At 40.3% G+C, this 25,096-nt stretch carries 23 protein-coding genes and 3 pseudogenes; 10 read left to right on the top strand and 16 right to left on the bottom strand.

The window, feature by feature from the left end:
• Position 1 precedes the first annotated feature (1 nt).
• Positions 2 to 544: a hypothetical protein gene (locus AB4503_RS24900; protein ID WP_017100441.1), complete on the bottom strand. Its 543-nt coding sequence runs from the start codon at positions 542 to 544 to the stop codon at positions 2 to 4.
• A gap of 471 nt (positions 545 to 1,015) precedes the next feature.
• Between AB4503_RS24900 and AB4503_RS24895 the strand changes: the two genes are divergently transcribed.
• Entirely contained in the window at positions 1,016 to 1,252 is a 237-nt protein-coding gene (locus tag AB4503_RS24895; protein WP_017100443.1) for a TA system antitoxin ParD family protein, read from the top strand.
• Positions 1,224 to 1,526, top strand: a complete 303-nt coding sequence (locus AB4503_RS24890; protein WP_102560971.1) for a type II toxin-antitoxin system RelE/ParE family toxin — start codon at positions 1,224 to 1,226, stop codon at positions 1,524 to 1,526. The genes AB4503_RS24895 and AB4503_RS24890 overlap by 29 nt, the downstream gene beginning before the upstream one ends.
• 355 nt (positions 1,527 to 1,881) lie before the next feature.
• On the opposite strand, the gene AB4503_RS24885 is transcribed toward AB4503_RS24890, so the two are convergent.
• The 6 genes from AB4503_RS24885 to AB4503_RS24860 all read right to left on the bottom strand — a co-directional run bounded on the left by AB4503_RS24885 (position 1,882) and on the right by AB4503_RS24860 (position 6,945).
• Positions 1,882 to 2,298, bottom strand: a complete 417-nt coding sequence (locus AB4503_RS24885; protein WP_017102639.1) for a GFA family protein — start codon at positions 2,296 to 2,298, stop codon at positions 1,882 to 1,884.
• A 130-nt stretch (positions 2,299 to 2,428) separates the two neighbouring features.
• Positions 2,429 to 3,067 (bottom strand): LysE family translocator, encoded by a 639-nt coding sequence (locus tag AB4503_RS24880; RefSeq protein ID WP_017102638.1) that lies wholly within the window; start codon positions 3,065 to 3,067, stop codon positions 2,429 to 2,431.
• A complete protein-coding gene (locus AB4503_RS24875; protein ID WP_102560969.1) occupies positions 3,064 to 4,389 on the bottom strand; it encodes a serine hydroxymethyltransferase in 1,326 nt (441 codons plus the stop codon). The genes AB4503_RS24880 and AB4503_RS24875 overlap by 4 nt, the downstream gene beginning before the upstream one ends.
• 16 nt (positions 4,390 to 4,405) lie before the next feature.
• The gene (locus AB4503_RS24870) at positions 4,406 to 5,407 is read right to left on the bottom strand and encodes a phytanoyl-CoA dioxygenase family protein (RefSeq protein WP_371997466.1); all 1,002 of its coding nucleotides are present in this window, start codon (positions 5,405 to 5,407) and stop codon (positions 4,406 to 4,408) included.
• Between the two features lie 232 nt (positions 5,408 to 5,639).
• Positions 5,640 to 6,344 carry a site-specific integrase gene (locus AB4503_RS24865; RefSeq protein WP_229648403.1) on the bottom strand — a complete coding sequence of 235 codons (705 nt, stop codon included), beginning with the start codon at positions 6,342 to 6,344 and terminating at the stop codon, positions 5,640 to 5,642.
• A gap of 10 nt (positions 6,345 to 6,354) precedes the next feature.
• Positions 6,355 to 6,945, bottom strand: coding sequence for a phage integrase central domain-containing protein (locus AB4503_RS24860; RefSeq protein ID WP_229648402.1), 591 nt, complete (start codon positions 6,943 to 6,945; stop codon positions 6,355 to 6,357).
• Between the two features lie 775 nt (positions 6,946 to 7,720).
• Here AB4503_RS24860 and AB4503_RS24855 point away from each other — a divergent pair.
• Together AB4503_RS24855 and AB4503_RS24850 are read left to right on the top strand one after the other, a co-directional pair.
• Positions 7,721 to 7,909, top strand: a complete 189-nt coding sequence (locus tag AB4503_RS24855) for a hypothetical protein (RefSeq protein WP_017101218.1) — start codon at positions 7,721 to 7,723, stop codon at positions 7,907 to 7,909.
• A 537-nt stretch (positions 7,910 to 8,446) separates the two neighbouring features.
• Positions 8,447 to 9,451, top strand: a complete 1,005-nt coding sequence (locus AB4503_RS24850) for an AbrB family transcriptional regulator (RefSeq protein WP_371997469.1) — start codon at positions 8,447 to 8,449, stop codon at positions 9,449 to 9,451.
• Between the two features lie 603 nt (positions 9,452 to 10,054).
• Here the strand turns inward: AB4503_RS24850 and AB4503_RS24845 are convergent.
• A complete protein-coding gene (locus tag AB4503_RS24845; RefSeq protein WP_102561499.1) occupies positions 10,055 to 10,840 on the bottom strand; it encodes a hypothetical protein in 786 nt (261 codons plus the stop codon).
• Positions 10,841 to 11,373: 533 nt separating this feature from the next.
• Between AB4503_RS24845 and AB4503_RS24840 the strand changes: the two genes are divergently transcribed.
• From AB4503_RS24840 to AB4503_RS24830, 3 genes are all read left to right on the top strand, one after another.
• Positions 11,374 to 11,973, top strand: coding sequence for a class I SAM-dependent methyltransferase (locus AB4503_RS24840; RefSeq protein ID WP_371997471.1), 600 nt, complete (start codon positions 11,374 to 11,376; stop codon positions 11,971 to 11,973).
• The gene (locus AB4503_RS24835) at positions 11,970 to 12,824 is read left to right on the top strand and encodes an EamA family transporter (protein WP_016800581.1); all 855 of its coding nucleotides are present in this window, start codon (positions 11,970 to 11,972) and stop codon (positions 12,822 to 12,824) included. The genes AB4503_RS24840 and AB4503_RS24835 overlap by 4 nt, the downstream gene beginning before the upstream one ends.
• Before the next feature lie 409 nt (positions 12,825 to 13,233).
• Complete coding sequence (locus AB4503_RS24830) at positions 13,234 to 14,145, top strand: Rpn family recombination-promoting nuclease/putative transposase (protein WP_372115875.1); 912 nt, start codon at positions 13,234 to 13,236, stop codon at positions 14,143 to 14,145.
• A 135-nt stretch (positions 14,146 to 14,280) separates the two neighbouring features.
• Here AB4503_RS24830 and AB4503_RS24825 read toward each other — a convergent pair whose 3' ends face one another.
• Entirely contained in the window at positions 14,281 to 14,916 is a 636-nt protein-coding gene (locus AB4503_RS24825) for a recombinase family protein (protein WP_017103703.1), read from the bottom strand.
• A 175-nt stretch (positions 14,917 to 15,091) separates the two neighbouring features.
• On the opposite strand from AB4503_RS24825, the gene AB4503_RS24820 reads away from it, so the two are divergent.
• A complete protein-coding gene (locus AB4503_RS24820) occupies positions 15,092 to 15,349 on the top strand; it encodes a hypothetical protein (RefSeq protein ID WP_016800084.1) in 258 nt (85 codons plus the stop codon).
• A 285-nt stretch (positions 15,350 to 15,634) separates the two neighbouring features.
• Here AB4503_RS24820 and AB4503_RS24815 read toward each other — a convergent pair whose 3' ends face one another.
• The 3 genes and pseudogenes from AB4503_RS24815 to AB4503_RS24805 form a co-directional block, all read right to left on the bottom strand.
• Positions 15,635 to 15,844: a hypothetical protein gene (locus AB4503_RS24815; RefSeq protein WP_016800083.1), complete on the bottom strand. Its 210-nt coding sequence runs from the start codon at positions 15,842 to 15,844 to the stop codon at positions 15,635 to 15,637.
• Between the two features lie 314 nt (positions 15,845 to 16,158).
• Positions 16,159 to 16,371, bottom strand: coding sequence for a cold-shock protein (locus tag AB4503_RS24810; protein WP_102258025.1), 213 nt, complete (start codon positions 16,369 to 16,371; stop codon positions 16,159 to 16,161).
• A gap of 287 nt (positions 16,372 to 16,658) precedes the next feature.
• Positions 16,659 to 17,108 (bottom strand): annotated as a pseudogene (locus AB4503_RS24805) (recombinase family protein).
• A gap of 210 nt (positions 17,109 to 17,318) precedes the next feature.
• Between AB4503_RS24805 and AB4503_RS24800 the strand changes: the two are divergent.
• Positions 17,319 to 17,579: a type II toxin-antitoxin system Phd/YefM family antitoxin gene (locus AB4503_RS24800; protein ID WP_069592240.1), complete on the top strand. Its 261-nt coding sequence runs from the start codon at positions 17,319 to 17,321 to the stop codon at positions 17,577 to 17,579.
• A pseudogene (locus tag AB4503_RS24795) lies at positions 17,579 to 17,881 on the top strand (type II toxin-antitoxin system RelE/ParE family toxin). The gene AB4503_RS24800 and the pseudogene AB4503_RS24795 overlap by 1 nt, the downstream one beginning before the upstream one ends.
• Positions 17,882 to 17,917: 36 nt before the next feature.
• Here the strand turns inward: AB4503_RS24795 and AB4503_RS24790 are convergent.
• From AB4503_RS24790 to AB4503_RS24775, 4 genes and pseudogenes are all read right to left on the bottom strand, one after another.
• Positions 17,918 to 18,259 (bottom strand): annotated as a pseudogene (locus AB4503_RS24790) (recombinase family protein); the annotation flags it as partial.
• A gap of 568 nt (positions 18,260 to 18,827) precedes the next feature.
• Entirely contained in the window at positions 18,828 to 20,096 is a 1,269-nt protein-coding gene (locus AB4503_RS24785) for an RHS repeat-associated core domain-containing protein (protein WP_016800081.1), read from the bottom strand.
• A 34-nt stretch (positions 20,097 to 20,130) separates the two neighbouring features.
• On the bottom strand, positions 20,131 to 23,973 hold the full coding sequence (locus AB4503_RS24780) for a hypothetical protein (protein ID WP_229648407.1): 3,843 nt from the start codon (positions 23,971 to 23,973) through the stop codon (positions 20,131 to 20,133).
• Positions 23,974 to 23,988: 15 nt separating this feature from the next.
• On the bottom strand, positions 23,989 to 25,050 hold the full coding sequence (locus AB4503_RS24775) for a hypothetical protein (RefSeq protein WP_229648408.1): 1,062 nt from the start codon (positions 25,048 to 25,050) through the stop codon (positions 23,989 to 23,991).
• Positions 25,051 to 25,096 lie beyond the last annotated feature (46 nt).

The following is a 25,096-nucleotide window of genomic DNA, read 5'->3' as shown; positions in this document are numbered from 1 at the left end:
ATCATTCCACGCAATCGATATTAGATGGTAGGCGCGTCACAGTGCCATCAAGAGCTTCATTGAACGCTGAATATGCCGCTGCGCGCTCACGAGTGTTTGCTGTGTAATGTTCTATCGCTTTTAGAATTTGATGTGCATCGGCAGGGTTATCAAAAGCTAAACTCAAGCAACCGATAGCTACAGTAGACTCTTCATCAACTTGGAGGACTGCATCGATATCAGAATGATCAACAAGGACAGCTTCTTGGATAGTTCTGGCAATACTCTTAACTTGTGTCTTTTGACTTGCTGATAAGTTAGCCGCTTCAATATATGCCAATATATCGTCTCGAATGGCTTCGTTATTGGTGACTGAACCTGTAAGCGAATCACTAGTGTCTAAGTCTGGGTACGTTCCTGACGAAACTAACTGACTTAAAGCATCTGTAGGTGAATTGATTGGTGTTGCTGCATTTACATCATCGGCACTATCAGAGTCACCACCACATGCCGTTAGCAACATGATGGCACATATTGGTAAAGCTTCCCTTATTTTCAACTTCATTGTCTACTCCTTGATCATAAATTTTAAGTTACTAAAATATAAGAGATTAACGCCAAGTGCAACGAGTCCCATACCACCCTTGAGCCGACCAAGTTGCCGCTATAGAGACTGGCGTTACATTAATATACCTAGGTCCGTTACACTTATATCAATACAGTAGATGTGGTTTGCATAAGGAAAAGTAAGCCAAATCACAGGTTTCTGAAATGAGTAATCAATCGGTCGTAACTTCTAATGGGGCATTTTCGAGTTTCATGGCACACCTTTGGACAGAAGCTTTTTCTAATTTAGTAAATGATGCATTATCTCCGGTATGGAGGAGCCATCAGAAGAGCACGACCTTAGAGGTTAAGTTCATTGTCACTTATGAGAAGTGAAAAAGCCCACTAGCAGGGCTTTTGTTGCAAGTTGCCACATATGATGCAATGCGCTACAATTGACATCAACAAACAAATGACCAAGGTAATACATATGGCTACTACAAGCGTTAGACTTGATGAGAGCCTAGTAGATAGAGCTGCAACCATTGGAACAGCTTTAAATCGAACGACCCCCAAGCAAATTGAGCATTGGGCGAAAATAGGCAAGATCATGGAGGATAACCCTGACTTAACCTACGAGTTCGTACTGCAGGCAATCATCGCTAAAGCCGAATTAGAGCACGGGAATACGACCTCTTATGAATTTAGCGAAAGTAACAAAGATTGAGCAAACTACGACATTTGCCAAGACAGTAAAAAAGCTACACAAAAACCAAAAACAAGATCTAGATAAAACAGTGAAAGAGGTTATAGAAAACCCTTTTATTGGCGTGATGAAGAAAGGCGATTTGTCTTTTCTTAGGGTGCACAAGTTTAAGATGAACAAGCAGCTCACCTTGCTTGGGTACAACTACGATGAATACGGGACGTTAGTCCTGACCTTAATGGCGTTGGGCAGTCATGAAAACTTTTATCGAGATGCATCCAGAACATTTAGATAACCAAAGCCTCGCCAAGCGCGAGGCTTTTTTTATACCCCTCAAACACCTACAAACTGATTGAAAAAGAACTTAAGGTAGCTAACGCTGAAAGAAAGGTGGAATCTACCCCCGTGAAACATCACGGGGATTAACAGTATGAGAAGAGTGGATAAGTTTTAATATGGTAAAAACCCATGAACAGGGTGTGAATGAGTAAAAGGTCTAGCCAATAATGGGGCACTTTCGAGTTAGAAAGTGCCACAGATAAAGATTCAACCTATGAAAGTTCTGGCCAAAAGTAAGTTAATGCAATGAAACTCCCTAAACCTCAATAGATTAGAACAAGTATTTTAATATCTTAAACACTTGCTCACCGCTACCCCGGCTGCTCAGGGAAAACCTTTACATTAGTTGGTATTTGGTACCAATCTAGTTTTTCACTAACCCAAACATGTGCTTGAGGTTCGAAAATATCAGCTGCCGACATATCAGTTGGTTTTAACTTTAATTTAACCGTTTGCGGTGCATCTGGATTGAAATGGTAAATTCTGTTTCCACAATTTGGACAGAACATCGCGCAATTACGATTGCCACTATCAGCTAAACGTTCCCAAGTTTTCAGTTGACCAGAAAACTCTATTTTCTCGGCATCGACAACTGCTGTAATGCTAAATGGGCTGGTAGACAGTTTTTGGCACTCTGTACAGTGACAAGCAAAGACCATTAGTGGTTTTTCATACAAGTCATAGGTCACTTGCCCGCACTGACATGCTCCTATAAGTGGATATTCCATTTATCACTCCTCCTCACAACATGAGTGGCAGCTAACTCCGAATTAAGTAACGAGTAACACTACCGTCTAACCTAAGTCATTACATCGTAAATCAACTTGAATTAAAAATCCGAGAAGTGTGTCCCTTCCCCTAATTGTACGAGGAGTTTACCAAGGCCATAACACCTAACAGTATAAAAATACTACCAGACCACCTTGAGAAAAAATCAACCCAGTTACTTCTTGCTTGAAACTTTTTCTGTAGATGACTCGCCATCAAAACACTTAACAGATCAGCACTACTAAACAATAAATTCGTAACAACTCCCAAAATAAGCAGTTGGAGCCAAACAGCAACACTTCCTGCTTCATTCACAAACTGTGGGAGAAAAGCAAGATAGAAAATTGCGGCTTTAGGGTTCAGAATATCTACAATGACACTATCAATAAACGTTCTTTTAGGAGAGGTAAGATTGCTTTCACAAGAAGTAATACGTAATTTTTTTGATAGATAGATACGTTGGAAACCCAACCAAACAAGATAGAGAGCTCCTAGCTTTTGAATGGCAGAATAGAGAGAAGGATTAGCTAAAAGCACAGAAGACAAACCTAATACAGCTAAAATTACATGAAAATAACCTCCTATATGAAGGCCAAAAGCTGCCATAATTCCTACTTTCTTCCCTCCTGACACAGCTTGAGCAATACTGTAAAGCATTGCAGGACCGGGCATAAACGCATATAGCAACGTAACAAATAAGTAAGTAAACAGTTCTGTAATTGAAATCATTGTCCACCCTCCAAGCTATATTTAAAGCCAGAAAATGTTGAGGCTAACTCACTTACTACATTACGCGCCTCCTTCAAATTGTAATTACCTTGTAGAACGCCTGCGATTACCTCAGCTAAAACAACTATTTGACTTTGTGTAACCCCTAATCGAGTAATTTCTGTTGCACCAAAACGTATCCCAGATAACAACTCTCTATCTTCAGGAAGTGGGACTGCATTAGCAAAAACCCCAACATCAGCTAGACGGTAGCATGCTAAACGCGCACCTTCTTCTCGAGTCCATTTCACAACAACTTGATGAGTTTCAGTAAAGCCTTCATCAGAACAGAGCACCTCCAACCCGTGCGCCTGTAAATTACTAGCAAGTTGCCTAGCATTAAGTATCCCTTGAGCCATATATTCAAGGCCATATTCCTTTAATTCTAAGCATGAGACCGTCAGGGCAGCAATTCGATTAAGTTGATGTGAACCAGTTAGCTTTGGGAATATAGTCGTGCTAATCGGAGAAGAAAACTTTTCCGAATTCCAACAAATTACTCCTCCCTGAGGACCACTAAACGTCTTTCCTGTCGATGCAGTGTAGATATCAGCTCCCAAAGACAGAGGGTTTGGATAAACTCCACCAGCAATCAACCCTGCTTGATGTGAGCCATCAAAAAGTAACATCCCTCCCCAACGAGAAATAATGTCTTTTATCTCTTTTACAGGAAAGGGAAAAAGGTTGAGACCTGCCCCTAAACTCACTAATTTCGGGTGTCTAAACTTAGCCATGTATTCAAAGGCGTTTAAGTCAATTTCGAGGGTATTCGGATCCACAGGAAGATCTGAAATGGAATAGTTCAAGATCCCCGGGGGGCCTAAACTATGGTTACTTGAGTTACCACCATAAAATGTATTGAGGGTGGACATATCTGATACGTTGAAATGGTTTTTGAGAACTGCATAGACAACCGTATTAGCATGAAGCCCTCCTAAAAGCCTAGGGTCTGCATGATTGCATTCAAATAATTCCTTAAGTAATACTATGCAAAGTGCTTCTATTTCATCAGCTTGATCAAGCCCCGTAAAAAAGCGGTTATTTCGCCCAATAGAACCGCCTGAGGCTCTAGACCCCAAGTCACAACTTAGTAGTCCCCGAGCTTGTAAACTCATAGGGCCTTCTGCTGCCAAAAGGTTTATTCCTGTCTTCACTCTCACAGTCTCGTGTCGCTCTATTAAAGCTCTTAATTTTTGATAGAGCTCTTTAGAAGTCGAACACCCAAGTAAGGCAGAAGCATCATTCAGAATATTCATGTCATGCATTTGTTTGCTGATAATCACTTTCTAACCTCCCTTCTCACGTATAACTGTTACGTGTGTTAGACAGATCCTTACCACAGAGCAGTAAGCTCGAATGTCTTGTGATATCTATGTTTGAGCCATCAATAAAGTCGCCCAAGTGTCGAAATGGATAAATTTCCGTATCCGTTGCCGTTACTCTAAAATTAATGCCAAACCGGTCATTATAAGATGTATTAGGAAGAGAACCATGCATGGTTCTTTCCGTGAAAATAACAAATTCCCCTTTTTTCATAGGGATCGTCACTATATCTTCTTGGCTCTCGTCTACACCCAATGTTCTTTTTGCAGGTAATTTTGCAAGTTCAGCTCGAACATAGGCTTTAACATCCTCGAATGATTTCCCACTAATTTGATAATTTTCAAAAAGCCCACTGGTATCAACGTCCAATACTAGTGTGTAATTGTTCGCCCTTTCGACAACATCTTCGATTGTTTTACAGTCAATAAATGGATCATGCCAAAACTCAGATTCTGTCATTGGAACCATGGTTTTAGGATATTGTTTTTTATGTGAACCACGAATGAAACGCAACGGAGCGCAATCAAGCTCAACATCAGTAAGGGCGACCCAAACAGTTAAATTCCACCAACGATCCCGCCTTTCATGTTTAGGCCTTAAACTAGGCTTATTATTGCCAATTTCTTCACCATCGAAATCTCCCCACTCTTGGTGCCAACCTGTACCGTTTTCTCCAGATTTCTTGTGAAAAATTTTTGAGCGCCAAAGAGCTAAATCGTCTCCAATCAGAGACTGTAGCTTTGGGATCAAAGCTGAATCTGTGAGCAACTCTTTAATTTTCGTCGATACTAAATGCCAATCCCTGACAGAATAACGACCATACAGGGGATGCGGCTCTGGGCTTTGAGCTATCTCCCTAACTTCCGTTAAAACATCTTGAATTAATTCGACATTTGCGAACCTCGGTAATGGTCCTAAATAACCATCTCGGCGAAAAGACCTTATTTGCTCTCTCGTCAATCCTTTACTCTTGTCCATTGATTAGCTGCCTACCCTATGATGTTAAACAAAGAGCGTCGAACCTATCAGTCTTTATCGAATGGCCTAAAATTAATAATTAATAATTAATAATTAATATTTAGAGAAAAGCGTTAGTTCTCGCGTACACTTATTCACAGAACTCCAAGTGTGACTCCCCAAAACACAAACTTCACCAAAAAACCTAATCTTAAAATTTGATGTACTTATGTTATTCCGACAGATATTTTAATCACCATTCCCAAAAATCCACTTCATATCTAAACCGTTCAACCTCCTTCTCGGTCAGTTCCGGTATTACTTTGATAGGTCTTCCTCTGCGTTTAGGGGGAGATTTCGTCGGCTTAGGTTTGGAGGCTCTCACTTTTCGAGTTTTAGGGTTATTCACAAGCTGGCCTGATAATATTCCACTAATAACTTCCCCTATCGCCTCAGCAGATTGCGATACTTGCACATCATCCACGTGAGCATAACGAAGCGTGGATGAAATACGCGTGTGACCCAACAGTTTCGACACCATCGGAATAGGGAACCCCTCTAACACCGCATAACTGGCAAAGGTATGACGCAAATCGTGAATGCGAACATCCTCGATATGGGCTAAGGCTCGCACCTGTTGCCAGACCATACTAACCTTAGTCGACCGACTCACAAAACGACGCAAAGGCATAAACACATCATCGTGTGATTCGCTACGCTGTGTCCATGCTTGCTTTGGTATGTCTGAAAGGAGTTTCTGCGCTTCCTTGCCCACATACACCACCTTCGCACCCGTTTTGCTGTCCGGCAAGTGCCACTCCCTGCCTTTAACAAAAGACCATTGTAGGCCTGTTACCTCTGAAATTCGACACCCCGTTAACAGCACCAGTTTTAGCACCTGACAACAGCACGCTTCCAGATTACCTTGCTGGCTGACCACAGTTAATGCCTTATCCAATCGCGCTAACTCATCCAAACTCAAAAAACGATTGAGCTTTTTTTTTGCGACTTTGCTTGAGACCCTCACAAGGGTTTTCCATGCAATAACCTTGCTTCACCGCATATTTGAAGATAGAACGAAGCACATCAAGATTACGGTTGGCAGCCCCTGCGTAATTCTGGCTGAGTTCATCAAACCAACGATGCACATGAAACGAATCAATACGGCTGACAGGAAAACGTCCAAACTCGGGCAACAAATGCCTTCTTAAGGCGCTCGACGCTGTCCCTTGTGTACTCAGTTTCCATCCCTTGCAGACCTTATCCGTCCATTCTTCTTTCACCAAAGCATCAAAGCGAATTAACCGTATCGGTTTCGTCTCTTTTTCTAAAAAAGAAGACTGTAAAGCTTGCACGTGTTGTCTGGCTTGTTTTAGGGTGAATTGTCCCACGGCCGCTAACGTCTTATTGGGAATGGGTAGATAAGTCACATAGAAACGGCGATCATCGGCATAGACTCTAACCCCTAACGCGGGAATTTTGGTATCCCACACCGTATACGTTCGAGTTTTTGAATGAAGAGATTGAATCACTTTAGAAGTGAATAACAGTGACTTCATGAGCGCATCCCCTTAACGAGTACACCCGACACATGAGAGGCCGCCTGACACACGTCCTCACGTCCCAAATGCGCATACTTTAGCGTCGTTTCCGCTTCAGCATGCCCCAAAAGACGACTCAGCACGATCACGTTCACCTTCGACTGAATGGCAATACTGGCGTAGGGTGTGGTCAAAAATTGAAAATACAGGGGCATTTTTGGAACACTTTCCAATTAGTCTTTGTTTTCACTAAGAGGCTAAATTATCGATGAAAAACGCCCCTATTGGAAGGGGTTGGGGTGTAGATTTGACCACACTGTTTTTACATTAACGCCAAGTTACTCTTATACAGGGGCACTTTCACCCCAAAAATACAGGCTAGAAATGAAAAAATTCTAGAACGCACCATCGCATCAAACCAATCAAATATCCTTTTATATACTGGAGGCATTTCGTGAACAGTATCTAATCCTGATTTTCATTATAAACCCTTAACGAATATAAATTAAATGTAAATAATTAGCTCTTAGCCTTTGTGTTAACTTATAAAATAATAAGTAACTATCTACTTACTCTGGCAATAAGTAACAAAACAATAAGGGAATTCTTCATGGAAAGACAAATAAAACTATTTTCACTGAAGAGAAAAGGAGCAGCAGTCCCTAAAGTAAACATAATTAGTATCAAATCAACTTTCTCATGAAGACGAAGCTTCTGGGTTTAAAGATACTTAATTTCAATTAATTTTGGTCGTTAAAATTATGGTTTTTCTTATAAAAAAGAGTGCGTTGCTATGAAAAATGAAAAGTCAGTGAAAACAATTCAAAAAAAATCGAAGTTTAGAGACTATTTACGCTATCTGCGGATTAAATTTAAAAGGTATAATTTTAAAAGTGGAAAAAATAAAAATGCATCTCTCGATGTGAGACACCTTTCTGACCATTTAAAAAAAGACATTGGTATATATGATAAAGACCACTAACATCATTAATATCTCTTCGTACTCTTGTCTTACTCGTTGTGTCACAAAGTTTAGTTGCACTACATGCGCACTGATTTTTAGAGGCAATTAGGCTGCTGTCTGCAAAATGTCTCCCAAAAAGATAATCCTTCAGGATTATATGAGCTGTCCATTTTAATTATCGACCATAGTTCCACTCCTACAAGGGTGGAACTAGCTTCCTCATCAGGTTTCCATTCCGGGCACTGATACATCTTACCTTGCCAGTGACTTTGCTCAACGATTAGACAATGGTCAATATTGTGTAGAGACAGATAGAAAAGGAGTACTTCTTTGATTTCATCATCAATGCTACAGGAATACAACGTTCACTCGATAGAAGCAATCCGGTACTTGATATCCTGCTAAGTCAGAAACTGGTGATATTCAAATGGGCTTGTATGCTCTTGGGCGGATAACTTGTGGTGATTTTTACATAGTCAATAACATAGATATGATTAATAACCAAATCTCCACTTTATTGTCATCCTTCAAGCTAAAAAAAGGGGAAACCAAAACATGTATCTAGCCTCATTCATAGCTTTGGTTGGCTCGCTCTTATTTACATATTTCGAGATACCACTAGGTGTAATGTTCGGTGCCCTGATTGCTCTTTTGTTAACGGTAAAAACAGGGTTTACTCTAGCTCTTCCCAAAAGCACATTGACCGGAGTACAGTTAATCCTTGGTGCCACAGTGGGCTCAATCGTCCCTATGCAGACTCTTTCCAAGGGTTATCCGATATTACTTTTTGTGGGACTCGTCCTTTGTATGTCCGCACAAGTTCTCACCTCGTATCTCTGGCTTTCTAAGCGAGAGAAATGGTCAAAATATGAAAGCCTACTTGGGGCGGTCCCGGGAGCGATGGCCTCGGTTCTTGTCATTAATGAAAATCACAATTCACCTTCTAGTAAAGTGATTTTCACTCACACAGTTCGACTCATTTTCTTAATCATAGCTTCCGCTCTTCTTGTCTCAGCGGACAATTCACCAGTTCCTGGGCCGGCTATTTCCTTAGACAACCTTTGGATACTTCTCCCACTTTTCCTCGCCTACTTTTCAGGTTTGCTTCTCGATAAAATTGGTACTCCAGCACCGTATATGGTGACTGGGATGTTAGCAACTATGTTTGTGAACTCTGAGTTACCGTCATACAACTTTCTTGTCCCGACAGAGCTTGTTTTTATTGCAACATCCGCTCTAGGGGCATTAATTGGGATTCGTCTAAAAGATATAACCGTTGTAGATATCTTCTCTTATGCGCGAGCTGGGATTATTGCTACAACGTTAAGTCTTACAGTCACAGTTGTTTTTGCATATATATTCAGCAAGCTAATTGATAAGGAGTTCATCGTACTCTTGATGTCGTGGGTTCCGGGCAGTGTGGAGTCTATGACTGTCGCTGCCATTTATCTTGGACTAGAGCCTGCATTAATAATGCTTAGTCATATCATTCGCATGATAATGCTTCATTCTATCCCTCTCGGCTTCAATATTTATAAGTATTTACGGAGACAATTATGAAATGGGACATTGGTGTTGGCTTGGTTTCATTAAAAAACCTCAGTTAAGACTGGTTTTTTGCTTTTTCCATTCCTAATAAGCTCTTTTCACTTAAATGCATTTAATTTACCTATTGAAAGAAATTCAACTGGAACTTCCGTTCTTCAACGGTATCCAGTCTGTACTTTGTAGTATTGAAGAGCGGAGTTACGCTGCTTCTATCTAAAAACATCAGAAACAATAAAGCTTGAGAAGTACAATATCCTCTCATCATTTTTTGCTTTGAACACATTATTCATCATCGGTAAATCTATCTAATTTCTATTTAGACCGTCAACCTCCTTCGGTAATCACACCACTCCCAAAAAGTGAACACTAAGGCGATCTTTTCCCAGAGCACACCCAGAGCACAGTCCCAATGCATGGCGGCATAACACGTCTCTGGACAATTCCGTGTTATATGTATTGTTAAATTAGCATTTAACGGATTACTTTAGGTACAGCAAAACCCCTAATAGTGGTCAAATTCACTTAGCCACTACAGAACAAAAAATATATTGATACAGTGCATTTACTAGGGGAGCATTCAACAACCTCTGCTCTAACGATGAAGAGGTGGACACTTCACTGCAAAGTTTTCGCATACTCGCGCATAACTCTGGCATTGTCCGCGTACTCTTCATTACCACATGGTTCACCGTTGTTGCTGCTCAGAGGGCTTGAATAAGCAGGGACAACCTTTTCAGAATAACTCATGACTGTCCCGTAGTTAGAACAATGAAAAGCTCCAGAATAAGGTTTTACTTTACTTCTATTTGCAGCAAAGACCTGTTCCATGATCCAAAAGTCTCCACTTTCAGAGTTAGGCCGTTCATGCATTGCCCACCCTAAATGTCCTAGCTCATGTTCTAGCACGGTAATCGGGAAGTCCTCCGCAAGCAGTACAAAGCTGTCGTTCAAGTTAACCATTGTCATCCCATTAATCTCCTCTTCGATGACCAATGGATGATTATCACTTAAAACCAAAACATACTGCTCTTTTGGAGCGTCTAAAAACGAGTTTACCTTCGAAGAACTGATTGCTTGTTTTAGGTCTGAATGCACAGAGGAGATAGACATACTGTCATGAGATATTGATACAGAATGGCTATCCTTGAACACACGAGTTATAGGGATGCATGAGTTAGACAGTATCGTATTAGACATCTTTACCGCTTCTTGCAATCTGCCTTTTAACTCTTCCTTGTTACCAATCTGATTATCAATATAAAAGGTGACATTGGAATTAACGCTTCTTTCTTCTTCGCACTCCGGGAAAGTAAAATTTGGTTTCGTATTTCTTTGGCTGTGCATAATTATAATTACGATCACAATAGAAGCGAGAGTTAAATTTCTTTTAGTCTTTTTCATGAATCCCTCGGTCACTATTGAGCGTTAAGTCATTAAATGTTTTAAAAAGAATAAACCCGATACTAACAATAGGAAATAATTACCACCACTAATTATTTATCGGTCACTACGGTGATATAGGCGACCTTAATGATTAAATTATGTAATTAGCTTTTTTTGCTTCTTGCATGGCCAATGCAATTTTATTAGCCCCTGATTCAGCTATGTCTTTTAATTCCTTAGTGGTCTTTAATATTAGCTCGGACTTATCCATTATGTTCCCTCTATCTTTGAATTTTCGAAAGAAGCGTTAAATAAAGTAAAACGATCTAAGGAGAATAAACTAAAAATATCAACTATATTAATAATTAATTAATAATTAATTAATAATTAATTAATAATTAATTAATATCAAATCTTTACATACAGTAGCATTGCAGGCTATGGAAATTATCAGGCCTATACTAAGTATGAATAGTTATAATGACCCTTGAGATAAAATACGCTGGCATAATGAAGAACACTTCTCCATTGATGACGAAGTTGAATTTCATTTGGTTTCTTGGGGGAGTCCAAAAAACATTATTGAGTTTGGGGTATATCACGGGGCGAGTCTCGTTTTACTCGATAAGATTTACACCCCTGACTCCATCATAGGCATAGACGAACGCCAAGAGCATCCAGCCTTAAGTCAATACCGAAAGGGGTCTTCAGCACACTCTGTAATAGAGCCTTATTGTGGAGTAAAGCAAGAGCATACAGACAAGGTCATTCAAATATTAGAATCACACTTCCCCACAAAAAATGTAGATCTAATTATTGATGATTACAACCATTTATATGAACCAACAAAATCCGCTTTCTTGACATCATTCCCTTATCTAAAGTCAGGTGGGATATACGTCATAAAAGATTGGGGGTGGGCGCACTGGCCGGGCGAGTTTCAAAATAAAGAGTTACTTCCTGGAACTCCTTTAAGTAAGTTTATTTTCGAATTACTCATGCTTCAAAGCGTCATTCCAAATTTCATAGCTAAAATTGAAACTGATTATAATCACGTTGCTATTACTAAAGGAGAAGAGAGTAGCCCCAATAACCGAAAACTATTTGAACTCATAAAACGCAAGACCTCGATTCACATTGAGAAACAATGATAAGTTCCTACACTATATTAGCTCTAGCTATGACTTTAAGTTCATTAGACAAATGGATTTCACGAGTCTTTCTTAAGAAAAATCCTTTATGTAATGAATATTTAATAGCCTATCAAATTACATGCAGTTTACTGGCTGCTCTGTTTGTTATCTTCGAAATCGAACAAATCCCTACAAAATTCGACAATACAAGTGAACTTTGGGAGCTGTTGCTTTTAAGTATATTCAGTGTTTTCTCATGGCTTGGGTTTGCGTACTCAACCTTTAGGGCTCGTGCTTCAATTGAATTAGGCTCTGTCTCGATAATCTCTAAAACAAAGATCATTTGGAGTGCTCTGTTCGGGGTTAGCTTTTTAAATGAGACACTGACTTTCCTTCAAATGACTGGCGTTATACTGATACTTGTCGCTTCACTGCTCATCAGCACAAGTAACAACATGAATCTTCTTTTTTCAAACAATCTACACGCGTGGCTCGCGCCAATCTTTCTCACTCTAGCCATTGGTTTTGATAAAGTACTTACGTTGTACTTACCTACTAGCGTTATCCTTTTTATCGGTTTTTCTGGAACCGCTTTTTTGACGCCTCTACTATTTAAAGTTCATTATAGGTTAATCAAAAAAGTTCTATTTAACGCCGTAATAACAGCCACTTGCGGAACAGCAAGCTACTATTTTCTCTTAAAAGTGCTTAACACTAGCGCTTTTAGTTTAGTCATGGTTTTATTCCAAGGAGCCTTCATCCTCGATATTCTTTTTGGTTACTTCTTTTTAAAAGAGCGCACGAACCTTAAAACGAAAATAGTCTCTTGTTTACTCGCTACCCTTGGTATTTTGACTTTGGCTTCATAACGTACACTTATTTACAGAACTCCAAGTGTGACTCCCCAAAACACAAACTTCACCAAAAAACCTAATCTTAAAATTTGATGATTTTAAAACATCCCCGAGCGATACATGTTAGTCAATTAACCATTGTTGTTACAGCGTTTATAGCATATAAATCTCGCTGTAGAAAAAGGCCTAATTGAGAGGGGCTTTCTACTACAAACCTAATCGATTAATAGAGTTTTGTTAGAAAGCCTACTTAATGTTAGGCGTGGCTAACTATTGTTGCACTCTGCTCTCATTTTACACTCCCCCGTCAACCTCCCTTGGGAATCACATTAAATAATCTAAATTGATGCGTGAGCAGAAATTAAGCTAGCGCAGAATCCCTATCGTGATACTGATTTAACTCATTTGGTGTTAGGATAATAAAATGAAAAAGACCACGCCAACCCCACATGATGCCCTCTTTAAGCAGTTTCTCACTCATCCAGAAACCGCTAAGGACTTATTGGATATTCACCTGCCTGCTGAGCTGCGTGAAATCTGTGATTTGACGACCCTAAAACTCGAATCAGGCAGCTTTATTGAAGAAAGTTTACGGCCTTACTATTCGGATGTCCTTTATTCTCTTACAACGTCTCAGGGGGAAGGTTACGTCTACGCGTTAATCGAGCACCAGAGTCGACCAGATAAACACATGGCATTCAGACTAATGCGTTACGCTATCGCCGCCATGCAGCAACATATTGAAGCTGGCCATGAGCGTTTACCTCTGGTGATCCCGTTGCAGTTTTACCATGGTAAGGTCTCACCCTACCCGTATGAGATGAATTGGTTAAAAGGGTTCGTTAACCCTCTTATAGCTAAAGCGCTCTATACTCAAGATTTTCCATTAGTCGATGTCACGGTCATCTCCGATGATGAGATAATGCAGCATCGCCGCATCGCATTGCTTGAGCTTGTCCAAAAGCACGCAAGGCATCGGGATATCATGGATTTCTTTGAGCCTCTGGTCACATTGCTCTTAACCGATTACACTACAGATAAGCAAGTACAGTCATTGATGAGCTACTTACTCCAAGTGGGTGAAACGAACAACCTAGAGGCGTTAATTACGTCACTAGCCTCATCAGTACCGAAACACGAGGACACACTTATGACTATTGCAGAACAATTGCGCCAACAAGGCGAGCAACGTGGCCGCCAAGAAGGACGCCAAGAAGGACGCCAAGAAGCCCTCAAGGAGATGGCGCGCAAGATGATGCTTAATGGTCTAGATCAGGAAGCCATTATGGATGTCACAGGATTGAATAAAGACGAACTAGCACAACTTTCTCATTAGCCGAGAAAGTATAAAGCCTTGCTAGTTTAAGGGCGAGGCTCCTGCTTTACGAAGACAACCCTCACGAATAGCGCTATCACTTCGCTTTCTGCTATAAAATTGCTCGATTCCGGACCAACTTGATGTGAGACATGCCTAGCTCTCGTTACGCTCAACTCTCATTCTTTTGACGACACGAACGACCGTTCGTGGTGACACTCCCACAAACTTAGCTGTTTCATTGATGCTCATCTCCTTAAGAACTCGAAGTTTGTAGATTTGTTCGTGCAACTCTAAATCGGGCCTTCTTCCTCGATACTTGCCCATTGTCTTAGCTTTATCTATGCCTTCCTTTTGGCGTCGACGTCGATCTTCGTAATCTTTACGAGAAATCGCCGCGAGCATATCCATCATCATGTTATTGATCGCTTTAATCATCGAATTCGTGAACTCATCGGATATTTCAGGAGCCATGGCGATGTGACTAGTTGGTAAATCCAAGCTAATGACTTTCAATTCCTTCTCGTACAGCATTTCTTTCAATTTAGACCAACTAGATTCATTTAGACGAGAGAGTCGATCAATCTGCTCAATCATGATCAAATCCCCTTTTTTAGCATCACTTAATAATTGCAGTAATTTAGGTCTTTGCAACGAAGCGCCAGATTCTTGCTCAACATACCAAGCAGCAATACGAAGTCCTTTTTGTTCAACAAATTCTGATAAGGTCTTTTTTGCTCTTTCTGCATCTTGTTCGATAGTTGATGCTCTTAAGTATCCAAATATGTACATAATTTTGATTAAGTGACTTTTAGGTTATGATCTAAATAGGTATGTCATTTATATTATGACATTTAATGGTTAGGTGCAATTTTCAACTAGTGACAATAAGGTATACCCAAACAACATACCCTCCTTCTCAAATTTAAAGTTTAATCATTGCTACAAGGAATAATAAAAATATGAAATGAGAAATCAAAGACTCAGCCAAATCCAAAAAGAGATATTAAGTTGTTTGGCAAAGGGATTCGTGAAGGGAGTCAAAGAAGGTAAGTCTACGGTGGTCAACCATGCTATTAACCAACTTCTTAGGAGAGAGGTCCCTCCAAACAACTTCCGCGTATCTTGTGAAATTATTGAGGAGCGAGGGCTAATCAGGCGCAAGAAAGTAAATTTAGATTGGTATATTAACATTACGCCCGAAGTATTTGATAAAGCACTTTAAGGGCTAGGGTTTATAAATAGAGGTGTATATAGAGTCATTTACACCACAATTTCCGCCTCCGCTGAAATATGAAGAAGCGCATCTTGCTGTATTACAATGGAATCAGGGGGCGATTACGAGCCGAGGAATGCATGTCGACCGATTTCCTAACAAGCCGCTTTACCAAAGTAGTCAATAGCCTACGGAGCAAGATATCAAGCACACAATCAACAAAGAGTTAGGGTTCAGTCGGACAACTGTGTAATCAATTATTAGTAAGCTTAATTACAAGCCTGTGCTTTAGATTTAAGCCAAAATACTAAAATCACCAAGTACACAATCATGTTGATCAGTAATGCTGCCTGTTAAAGTCGTTTCGCAGTATGAAAATTTAATATTCATATCATCCACGTTTCCGCTCACTAACACGTGGCGCCTTAAAACATCACCATTAAGTTGGTGAATAATCCCACCCCAAGAGAGGTTATCTTTAAATAAATTAAATGTGATCTTCATACTATTCCTATTTATTATTTATCGTTTTTTTCTTTTGTTGTTGAAACCAAAAAAGTTTACGGCCTGTTGTTCGAGACATGGTTGATCCTTATTTATTTTCGTTAGATATAACGAAGCTAGCAGTCTTTTAGAGATACTACTATTGAGATATATTAATAATTTTATTTATAAAAACGAAGTAAATAAGAAACGTAACGACAAATACAAAAAGTATTGGGAGAATATTGGATATTTTCGTGGGGAGTTATAAATAAGTACTCTAAGATGGGGGGAAGTGACGCAAGCGGTATCTCCGCTCGCGCCTACTTAAAATCTTATGCAGCTACAACGTTTGCAGCTTGAAGACCTTTTTGGCCTTGCTCTACTTCGAAAGACACTTGTTGGCCTTCTTTAAGAGTCTTGAAACCTTCAGATGCGATAGCACGGAAGTGAACGAATACGTCAGCACCGCCGTTGTCTTGAGTTAGAAAACCAAAACCTTTCTCTTCGTTAAACCATTTTACTACGCCATTTGTTTTGTTAGACATATTGTGTCCCTTATATAAGATAAAAATTAATCGCAAAATGCGATGCGCTGAGAGCTGGAATTATTTAATGTATCTATGAAGCTAAGGGAAACACTGAGGAAAACAACAATAACGAGGAATTCTGAGGGTTTTACTTTTACAACTTGATGTTTCATTTAATAACTCTGAACAACAGAGCGATGACATTATTATCCATTATCTCGTTTTTGTAAAGGTTTAATTTGAAGTTAACATATATCTTCCTGCTGCCCTGCAAAATACGATTTTTTACAAATTCACCTACACTTTTATCCCGAGACCTTATAAACAGTCGTCCGACTACACCCTAACTCTTTACTGAGCTCAGTTTATTCATGCCTTGGTTTGCAATCTCTTGAATGAGTTGGTGAGCGTCTTAGAGGTGCCTCCCTTCTGAGCGCGCGCTCTTGCCCACATCACTGTTAATATCCAAATCGCCCAAGTAATGAAAGACCAAACCGGCTTTCTTTCTCGCTAGCTGCTCAGCAATTTGCAAAGCATCAATGGTATTACGATCAAAATACGGTCGACTTTAGTAACGTGAATAACATCCCCTTCCCTCGCAAAGTCCAGCAACAGGTTAAGCAGTTCTCTCTCTGGGGATTCCCCCCCCCTCGCTTGCTCTTGGTGAATTTTTCATAACCTATAGCTTTAACCTGTTCAAGTTGAACGTCGAGCGTTTGGTCTTGAATACTGACACGGACATAGCCAATTTTCATGAAATGAACCCTAAAGTGAACATTAAGATAGTTTTAATTAAGTGTACATATACATTTAAAAGACTAACTGGACAGTTCTGAGAGGGGTAACAAGTCGTATCCACTAAATTACACCTTTATGGACACGCCATTGGATTAACCGTATAACTAAAATCATACAAATCAGTTAAAGCGTTCGATTCGTTTATAATGAACGAAAAGGAGAATATTATGCAATCACTTACTGCTAATACAGCTAAAACTAAATTTGGCGATTTACTAATGAAGGCTCAACGTGAACCCGTACAAATCAATAAGAACGGTTCACCGGTTGCGGTGATGATGTCTTGTGAAGAATATGAGCAACTTGAAGCCCTGAAATTGATGGTGGTGAAATCGCGCTTCGAACAAGCAGAGGCCGATGTTCTATCAGATAACCTAGTCGACGGTGACGATTTCATGAATGCACTTGACCAAGGTAAATTTGATTAATGACGCAATATAAGCTTTCTTATGCAGCGCAGTCTGATCTCATTGATATTCGTCGCTATACATTAGAGCGATGGGGGCAAACACAATGGACCACTTACTTTTCAGAACTAAAGTAATCAATGGAATTACTGACTAGCAATAAGTTGATCGGCATAGAAGTTTCAGAGTTGGGCCAAGACTACTTCCGCTTTCCTTTGAAGCACCATGTGATTTACTACATTCGAAAACAAGAGCTCCTCATTATTGCAGCCGTTTTTGGTAAGCACATGTCTCCCGCCAAGCACTTTTCACAACTCTCTTAACCCTTAGCTTCATATAGTCACGCAGCGTACTCGGCGCTTCACCCTCTCGGCTTGGCCCTTCAGTCTTCCGAGAATCATTCCGTTTTTCTTTCTGGCGGCGAGCGCTTCCTTCGTTCTCAGCGAGATCAACTCACGCTCGATTTCTGCCGCAATTCCTAGCACCTTAGCGGTGATATGAGATTGCCTCGAGCCATATAACTGTAAGTTTTCCTTTGCAATATAGACATTAATTTTCTTTTTCATGCACACTTCGAGTACCTCTAGTACTTGTAACGTTGAACGTGCAATTCGACTGACTTCAGCAAACACAATGCAATCTCCGCTCGTCATCCCCTCTACTAACACACCTAACTTAAGTGGTCGCCATTTTATCTTGCCTATCAAGCCAAAGTGGGCAGCCAAGCACACCGATTTTAAGCATCATCCCCAACGACTCGCCCCTCGAGTTAGAGTTACTCCTACCAGCCCGTTCTGCTGGTTTTGTTCAACAAGGTGATACCGAGCCTGGGTTGCTCATTGCGAATGCGACAGCGATCGGGTTGCAACCTTCAATGTTAAAAGTGTCATATGCCAGTGAGATAAGCACTTCTAATACTAATGAAGGCCCAGACAAGAAGAGTGTTACATTATCGCTTGAGCGTGAACTCCCCCTCGATGATAAAGAACCAATAACCGGACGCTCTCACTCGCTGCTGCTTCAAGCTCAGTTGCAATGCCGGCATCCACCTGTAGTAATCCGCTACAATAATGAAATAAACAACCAAACTGGGAGAATATTATGTTTCCATTTGAACTAAAAGTTAGCCATAGGACGGGACTCGGCAAAAGGCCAGACAGAAGTTTTTTACTTTTACCCAAATTTGGCAACAACCCCTATCCCCACCAACTTACCTCTAGATTTTTTGTAAAAAAGCACATTAGTTAAAAATTACTGTCATTCTAACTATCATAACCAAGACGGATTCCTACCATAAATGACGAGTTTATTCAGGTTACCAGCCGCGGTATTGAAGCTATTGGTCACCCTGGCTAATGCAGGGGCTTGAGGTCTGAACACTCTCCCTGAAGTTGCGGGTAGGTTGCGGACGTAGTTACCTGGCCAAGCAACCACTCTAGTATTTAGATGATTGGCTAAAGCCTGCCCTTGAGAAAACATGCTTCCTCCGGTCGCCCCGAAACAGGTTTGCAAATTAAACCTCTGAACGCTTCGCGCGCCCTCTGGTAGATACTCCGCAAGCCGTCCAGCTGTTTTAAAACCATCTGGCGTCATGGTTAACCCAATCCCCCCATGGCTGTAGACATAATCGTCGGCGCTCCTGTAGATAGCTGCTGTTCTTTGATAACCTGGTGAGCGCTGCCTTGTTATGGTCGTGAGATCTTCAAGAGGGGACCAATGTCTTAACTCAACCATCTCCATCGCTTGGCGTCGTGTAGCCATCAATGCTCTTCTGCTACGAGCCACCCCGATCCCTCTTCCTGCCCCAAACGTTACAAGGCCTATTACCGCCCCAATTCCCGCATTTAAAGCGGCATCTTTGGCACTTGAGCCAGTCGCCAATTCAAGACCAAAGCTAACTGCACTTGACACAGAAGCATCAGCAATCGCGAGGCCCACTTGTACACTGGTTTTTGCTCCCGTTGCTGCCGCGCCAAATCCTCCTGAGATAAAGCCAAGTGCGGCCCCAATCCCAACTTGTTCCCATTCAAAATGCGTATCCGTCACTATCGCCCGAATTCCTTCTGCAGTTGCGGAGATGCCCGCCCCTAGAATTGCCCCTACAATCGCCCCTATAATTAAACTGGATATCGCAAACTTTCCGCTGGGATCACGCAAATTCACAGGATCGCCAAAACAATAGCTATAGGAGTTACTCCCTCCCTCTCCAAAAGGACTCAACACATCTGCAGAATGGAAGCGAGTCAAACCTGAACTATAAATCCGAAAACCATTGCCTAAATGATATAGCCCTGAACCAATGTCGCTAATCTCACGTTCGCCATTAAAACCTAACCGACTCTGAGAAAATTTAACAGGCACAATTAACCCTGAAGATTCAAATTTTGATTTAAAGGCTTCGCCAGCTAAGAGAAATCTTGGAGTAAAGTAAATAAACGGGGATAAAGCAGCCAATGAGGTGGAATACTTGATAAAAGTTCTTTTTGATAGATCTATATATCTTTGATTAACACCGGATGAACCATAATTCTTATTCATGATAAACATTTCCTCTATAAATCACGCCTTCACCTCAACCTTGTCCATAGGGGGTGTACATTTTGTATTCTGTCGAAATAGTATCATCGCCATGGTGTGAGGTTAGAGTAGCGATAGCACTATGTTGGGCGTTTCCTAGTAAGTATTGATGTTCAGCAAGATGCACCGAGGTATCATAATTTGAAGGGCTGATATTAAACTTGAGGTACGAAGAAATAGTACGGTCCGTCCATAAACCACCCACGTTATGGTAACAAGTGTGCCATCCATCGTATAATTCGTTGACTATCTGGTCACCTTGATAATAAAGCTCCATCTTGGGTTCGTCTTGCCCAATTTGCGCCACTACACGCCCTTGAGCGTCGTATTCGAATTGATAAGACTTGTTGTTAATAGGCAGAGAAGTTGAATTCAATTGACCAAGAGCGTCATAATGATAAAGCGCCCCCCGCTCATCTTTAGTTATGTTTCCTGATGTGTCATAAGTTAAGTTAGCCGATTCAGAGTAGCTAATGTGGGTATTAGAGATTGACGTAAGACGCACCACGTCATCAGTATCATAAGTATATGTACAAATATTGTCGGTACCGTCTGAAAAAAACGTGATAAGTTTGGTTATATTGCCGTACAAGTCATAACTATATTGCTGTCGAATGATTTTGTTGCCAAATGTATCTTTGGGGTGTTCAAAGCCATCACACTGATAATCAACTAGTCGATGGAAATCATCGTATGACATTTTTTCAACCGTTGTTTTGTTGTCTCTTTCGAGTGTCTTTAGGCTGATTTGAAGTTCATCGTTATAAACTTGTTGCAAAGAAAACTGTAATTGAGAGTTTAGATGAACACTTCTTTTCGTTTCTAGTCCGACATCGTTTAATTCTAGTTTAATTTGAAGGTGATCATTTCCCCTATAAGTATCACATCCGACCAAGCGACTATAGTGATCATAATTTAAAGTGCTGAATGTATGGACACTCTCATTATTCGAATCTTGCTTAATATATTCGATATAAAACATTCTTCCGTAGCGGTCATAGCTGTATCTAACGACGTTACCAAAATAATCGTGCTTAAAATCCAGCCTGCCTGAAAGGTGATATTGTTCAAAGCTAAAAAGTCTAACAGACGTATTGGGGAAAAACGCCATCTCCTCTCTCGTCATCCCATCTTTAAAGTACACATAAGCACTGATGAGATTTTTATTCTCTGCACGTACTAGATGACCAGATTTTGCGTCGTAGTGATAGGTGACATTCAACGCTTCGTTGCCTGAAACATTATAGGCCGTGGCTTTCTTCAAATACTTATTGTACGTTATCTCGAGTTCATTACCATCCGCCATAACAACCCTCGTGGGAATTGGAGAAGCCCCGCTAAAAGACTGTTTTTCAGTTCCAGAACTCGACACTTCAGATACCATGCGAGATAGCCCGTCATACACCCTAATCCCAATGGTTTTATTATTAACACTGGTTTCAACAGGCAAAAGATCATGGCTGTAACGGACGTATTTTTTTGATATTTCAAGCGTTTCACCATCGTAGATTTGACGTGTTGAAACAACTCGGTCTGCGGTATCATAGGTGTATTCAACAGTATGACTTTTCTGGTCTGTGCTCGACACCAAGTTGCCTAAGGCATCATAAGTATTCTGGAAAAACGCTAACCGTTTCCCATGACTGTTGAGCAGCTCCTTTGTTAATAAGTTACCCATTAAATCAAAAGAACGAATTTCTGAAAGCAAACCTTGTATCGAATAGTTTATAGTCATCTTGACGGGGTTTTGCTTGATGACTTCTATCCTTCCCTCTGGGTGGGTGATTTTACTAAGGTTGCCTCTGGCATCGTATTCGTAGTTAGTTACCATTGAAGAACTGGTCGAAAAGTTATCAAATTCTTGCTGCTCAATCAATTGACCCAGGCTGTTATAGCTGAGTTCACTCAACACGATGAGTTGACCATTAAGATCACTTCGTTTTGTCTTAATGACCTTGCCTGCATTGTTGTAGTCTTCGACGCTTTGGATACCGGTAGGCTCTATGCTCTTCAATTGATTGAGCCCATCACCAACACGATAGACATACTTCACTACCGCTTCATAATCCGTCCCTTCCGCCTTTATCTCTCGAGTCCGCCTACCAAGAAGATCGTATCGACAACTTGAGATAACTCCTTCACTATCGACCCACTGAACGGCTTCACCACTCTTTAAATCATGCTTGACTTGGGTGGTAACGACTAAATTATCATGTGTTGTTAGTGCGCTTGTAATTTCAACATCTTGGTCGGTATAACGGTACGACAAGTCCTTTCGTGAAACAAAATCATTGATAAAAGTAGAGGTTTTTTGTAATTGACCATGAGTAAGCTCTTCAACATTGTTAAAGTAAACATAATCTACACGACTCAGAGAGCTCTCTTCATGTTTAAGGACGACAAAGTTGCCTCCTCCGATGCGGGGTAAGGATTGGTAGGTGAAGACACTTTTCCTCTCTTGTTCATGACTAGTAATAGAGGAAGCTGGCTGGAAAGTTTCTTCCTGCAGGAAGGCAACAAACCCATTAGGCTCTGGAGGGCATGCTTGACCCTCTCCTGAAGAGGTGTAATAGACTCGCTTCGTTTGATCACCATTTATCTCTCGAATTAAGGTTTGATTCCCATAATCATCGTACTGATACTTATGGACAAACGTTCTAGAATCAGAATCTTCATAGTGAGTTTCATGTTTTTCCTTCAGAAATGAGTAATTGGCTGGTTGATGCTCAATACTGGTATTTATCTCCGCGTAATAAACGTACTCTTCTTTTCTGTAAAGAACCTCATTGTGGCGATATTCTATAGATTTTTGTAAATGATATTTATTATAAGACCGTGTTATGGATTGCGTGCTATTTATTTTCTCGACACTACTATACTCATAGTCACTCCTAGATTTGAATAGAGTATCTTCTCCATTGACGAACGCGGCTTCACTAGCAAAACCGAGATAGTTTTTATCTGAATAAGTATAGTTTGTTACTCGGTCAGGTTGATTATTCCCAGCGACAAATCGATGCATAGTCACATAAGGGACTTTACTGACCGGCCCACCGCTCGGAAAGCTGTGCCCTTCATTTTGGTAAGTGAGGATTTCTTTCAGGCCACTGGGATGAGAAAAGACTGTCAGGAGATCATAGTTAATATTACTCAGGTATTCGTACTCAAAAGTGATATTCGACTCGTCATCAGGTAAATGAAGCGTTGTTAATCTTTTATAAATACCATTGCTTTCTTTATCAACAACCAGTGTTTGATAGGTTTCTCCACCTACAACCTGTGTGACCGTTGTTTTTAAGTCTTCAGACCAATAATCTATCCGTAATTCTCTTCCTGAGCCATCCGTTATTTTCCACAATTTGCTAGTTTGGTCACTCTCTCTATAGTGGAATGTTGTTTCCAAGCCTTGGATGGAGGTGATCTTTTTCAAGGCTCCCGTTTCATAGTCTATCGATTCTACAATCCCACTTTTATAGATAACATTAATTTCATTATTACTGAGAGAATAGAGTAACTTAATATCTTTAATTTTTCTGTATGGGAGTTTATATTCATTAGTCTGATGATTATAAATCGCTTTATAATTTTGTCCTGAGCTCAGGTAAATAATACTATCTTCTTTGTCAAAACGACTGAAAGAAAGAAGCCAGCCTCTCCCAAACCCTTCATCTCGAACACTTTCGGCACGATAGTTTAATACCAAGGAAATGGGAGAACCTACGGTTTTATGTGATATAAAATCAGCGAGCCTTATTGAACATATATAAGCCCCAGTCCTAGGATCGACACCTGAATTATTAATAATTGAGAAGTTATGTGCATTCGATAAAAAAGACATTTTATTAATCACCTATTAATTATGTTCACTATGTATTCTTCTTAAATAGTACCCTTCCTCGAAATAATCATTGTAGCTAGTTCTTGAAAAACTAAAGTATCCTCTATTGCCAAATTTATCTTCGAAATACACTATTTTTCCATCAGGACTAATACTTTGGTTCCAGTCATAGGGAGGAAATGCTTTAGAGATGTTAGCAGAGTTGCTGCTGTAAATACCGCGCCCAAATGAGCTGACGAATATAATGGCCTCATCTGTATTGAGATCGCCATAGACAACCCGGTCTTTCCAGCCAGTGTCATAGGTAGTTGAAAATGGTATGTTGATATGGCCAGCATCTGTATCATATATCCAGTATAAGGCGGAAGAGGACTGGCTGTTGCTATAAGTCCCCAGCAACCTATGGTGGTCATTATTAAATCTCAGCCCCCCTTCTTGCCAAACTTTCTGGAGCGTAAAATTGTTAGGCTTATACTTATTGAGATGAAGAATGGCCCCATCACTCCATCCGCTATTGCTTGTTTCGTAGGTAAAATCTGAACTGGTAAAGGTTCTTGGGGTCAACAATTCGACGATGGCAGAAGATTTGTTTGTGGTTCCATTACAAGTATTTTGGGTAAGAGATTCACCAGTGATATTATTGGTGGCCGTCGCTTGGACACACAGATGATAAACATCTGCACGGTTACCTGAAACAAACTTAGAAACACTCCTATAGCCTTCTCTTCGTCTGTTTCGGTTACTTCCATCCTCAAGCCTGATATCTAATACATACCCGCTGTGAGAATCTGAGACGGAGAGCGAGTCAATCGTTTCCGCCGTATAGAGTTTTTTGAGACTTGCATTGTCAAACGTGTAATTAGATTTCAACTGATAATAAATTTCAATTTCGGCCTGCATTCTATTATTGGCGTATATTTTAGAATTTGGCGATAAATTCACATAGGTGCCTTCAAGATAAAGCCTCGAAAAAGGTTCCTCTCTAGGTCCAGTGGAAGAGCAAAAAGCGCTATTAATATTAAATAAAAAAGCGAGTAAACATAGTTTTTTAAATGAATTTGTTTTTAGAAATTTCATATATTATATCCCATATTTGACCACAATGATAAAATATATATTTAAT

It is taken from the genome of Vibrio sp. 10N.222.55.B11, from assembly GCF_041473705.1.
GTDB classification, from domain to species: Bacteria; Pseudomonadota; Gammaproteobacteria; order Enterobacterales; family Vibrionaceae; genus Vibrio; species Vibrio crassostreae_C.
This window is presented reverse-complemented; position numbering and strand designations above follow the sequence as displayed.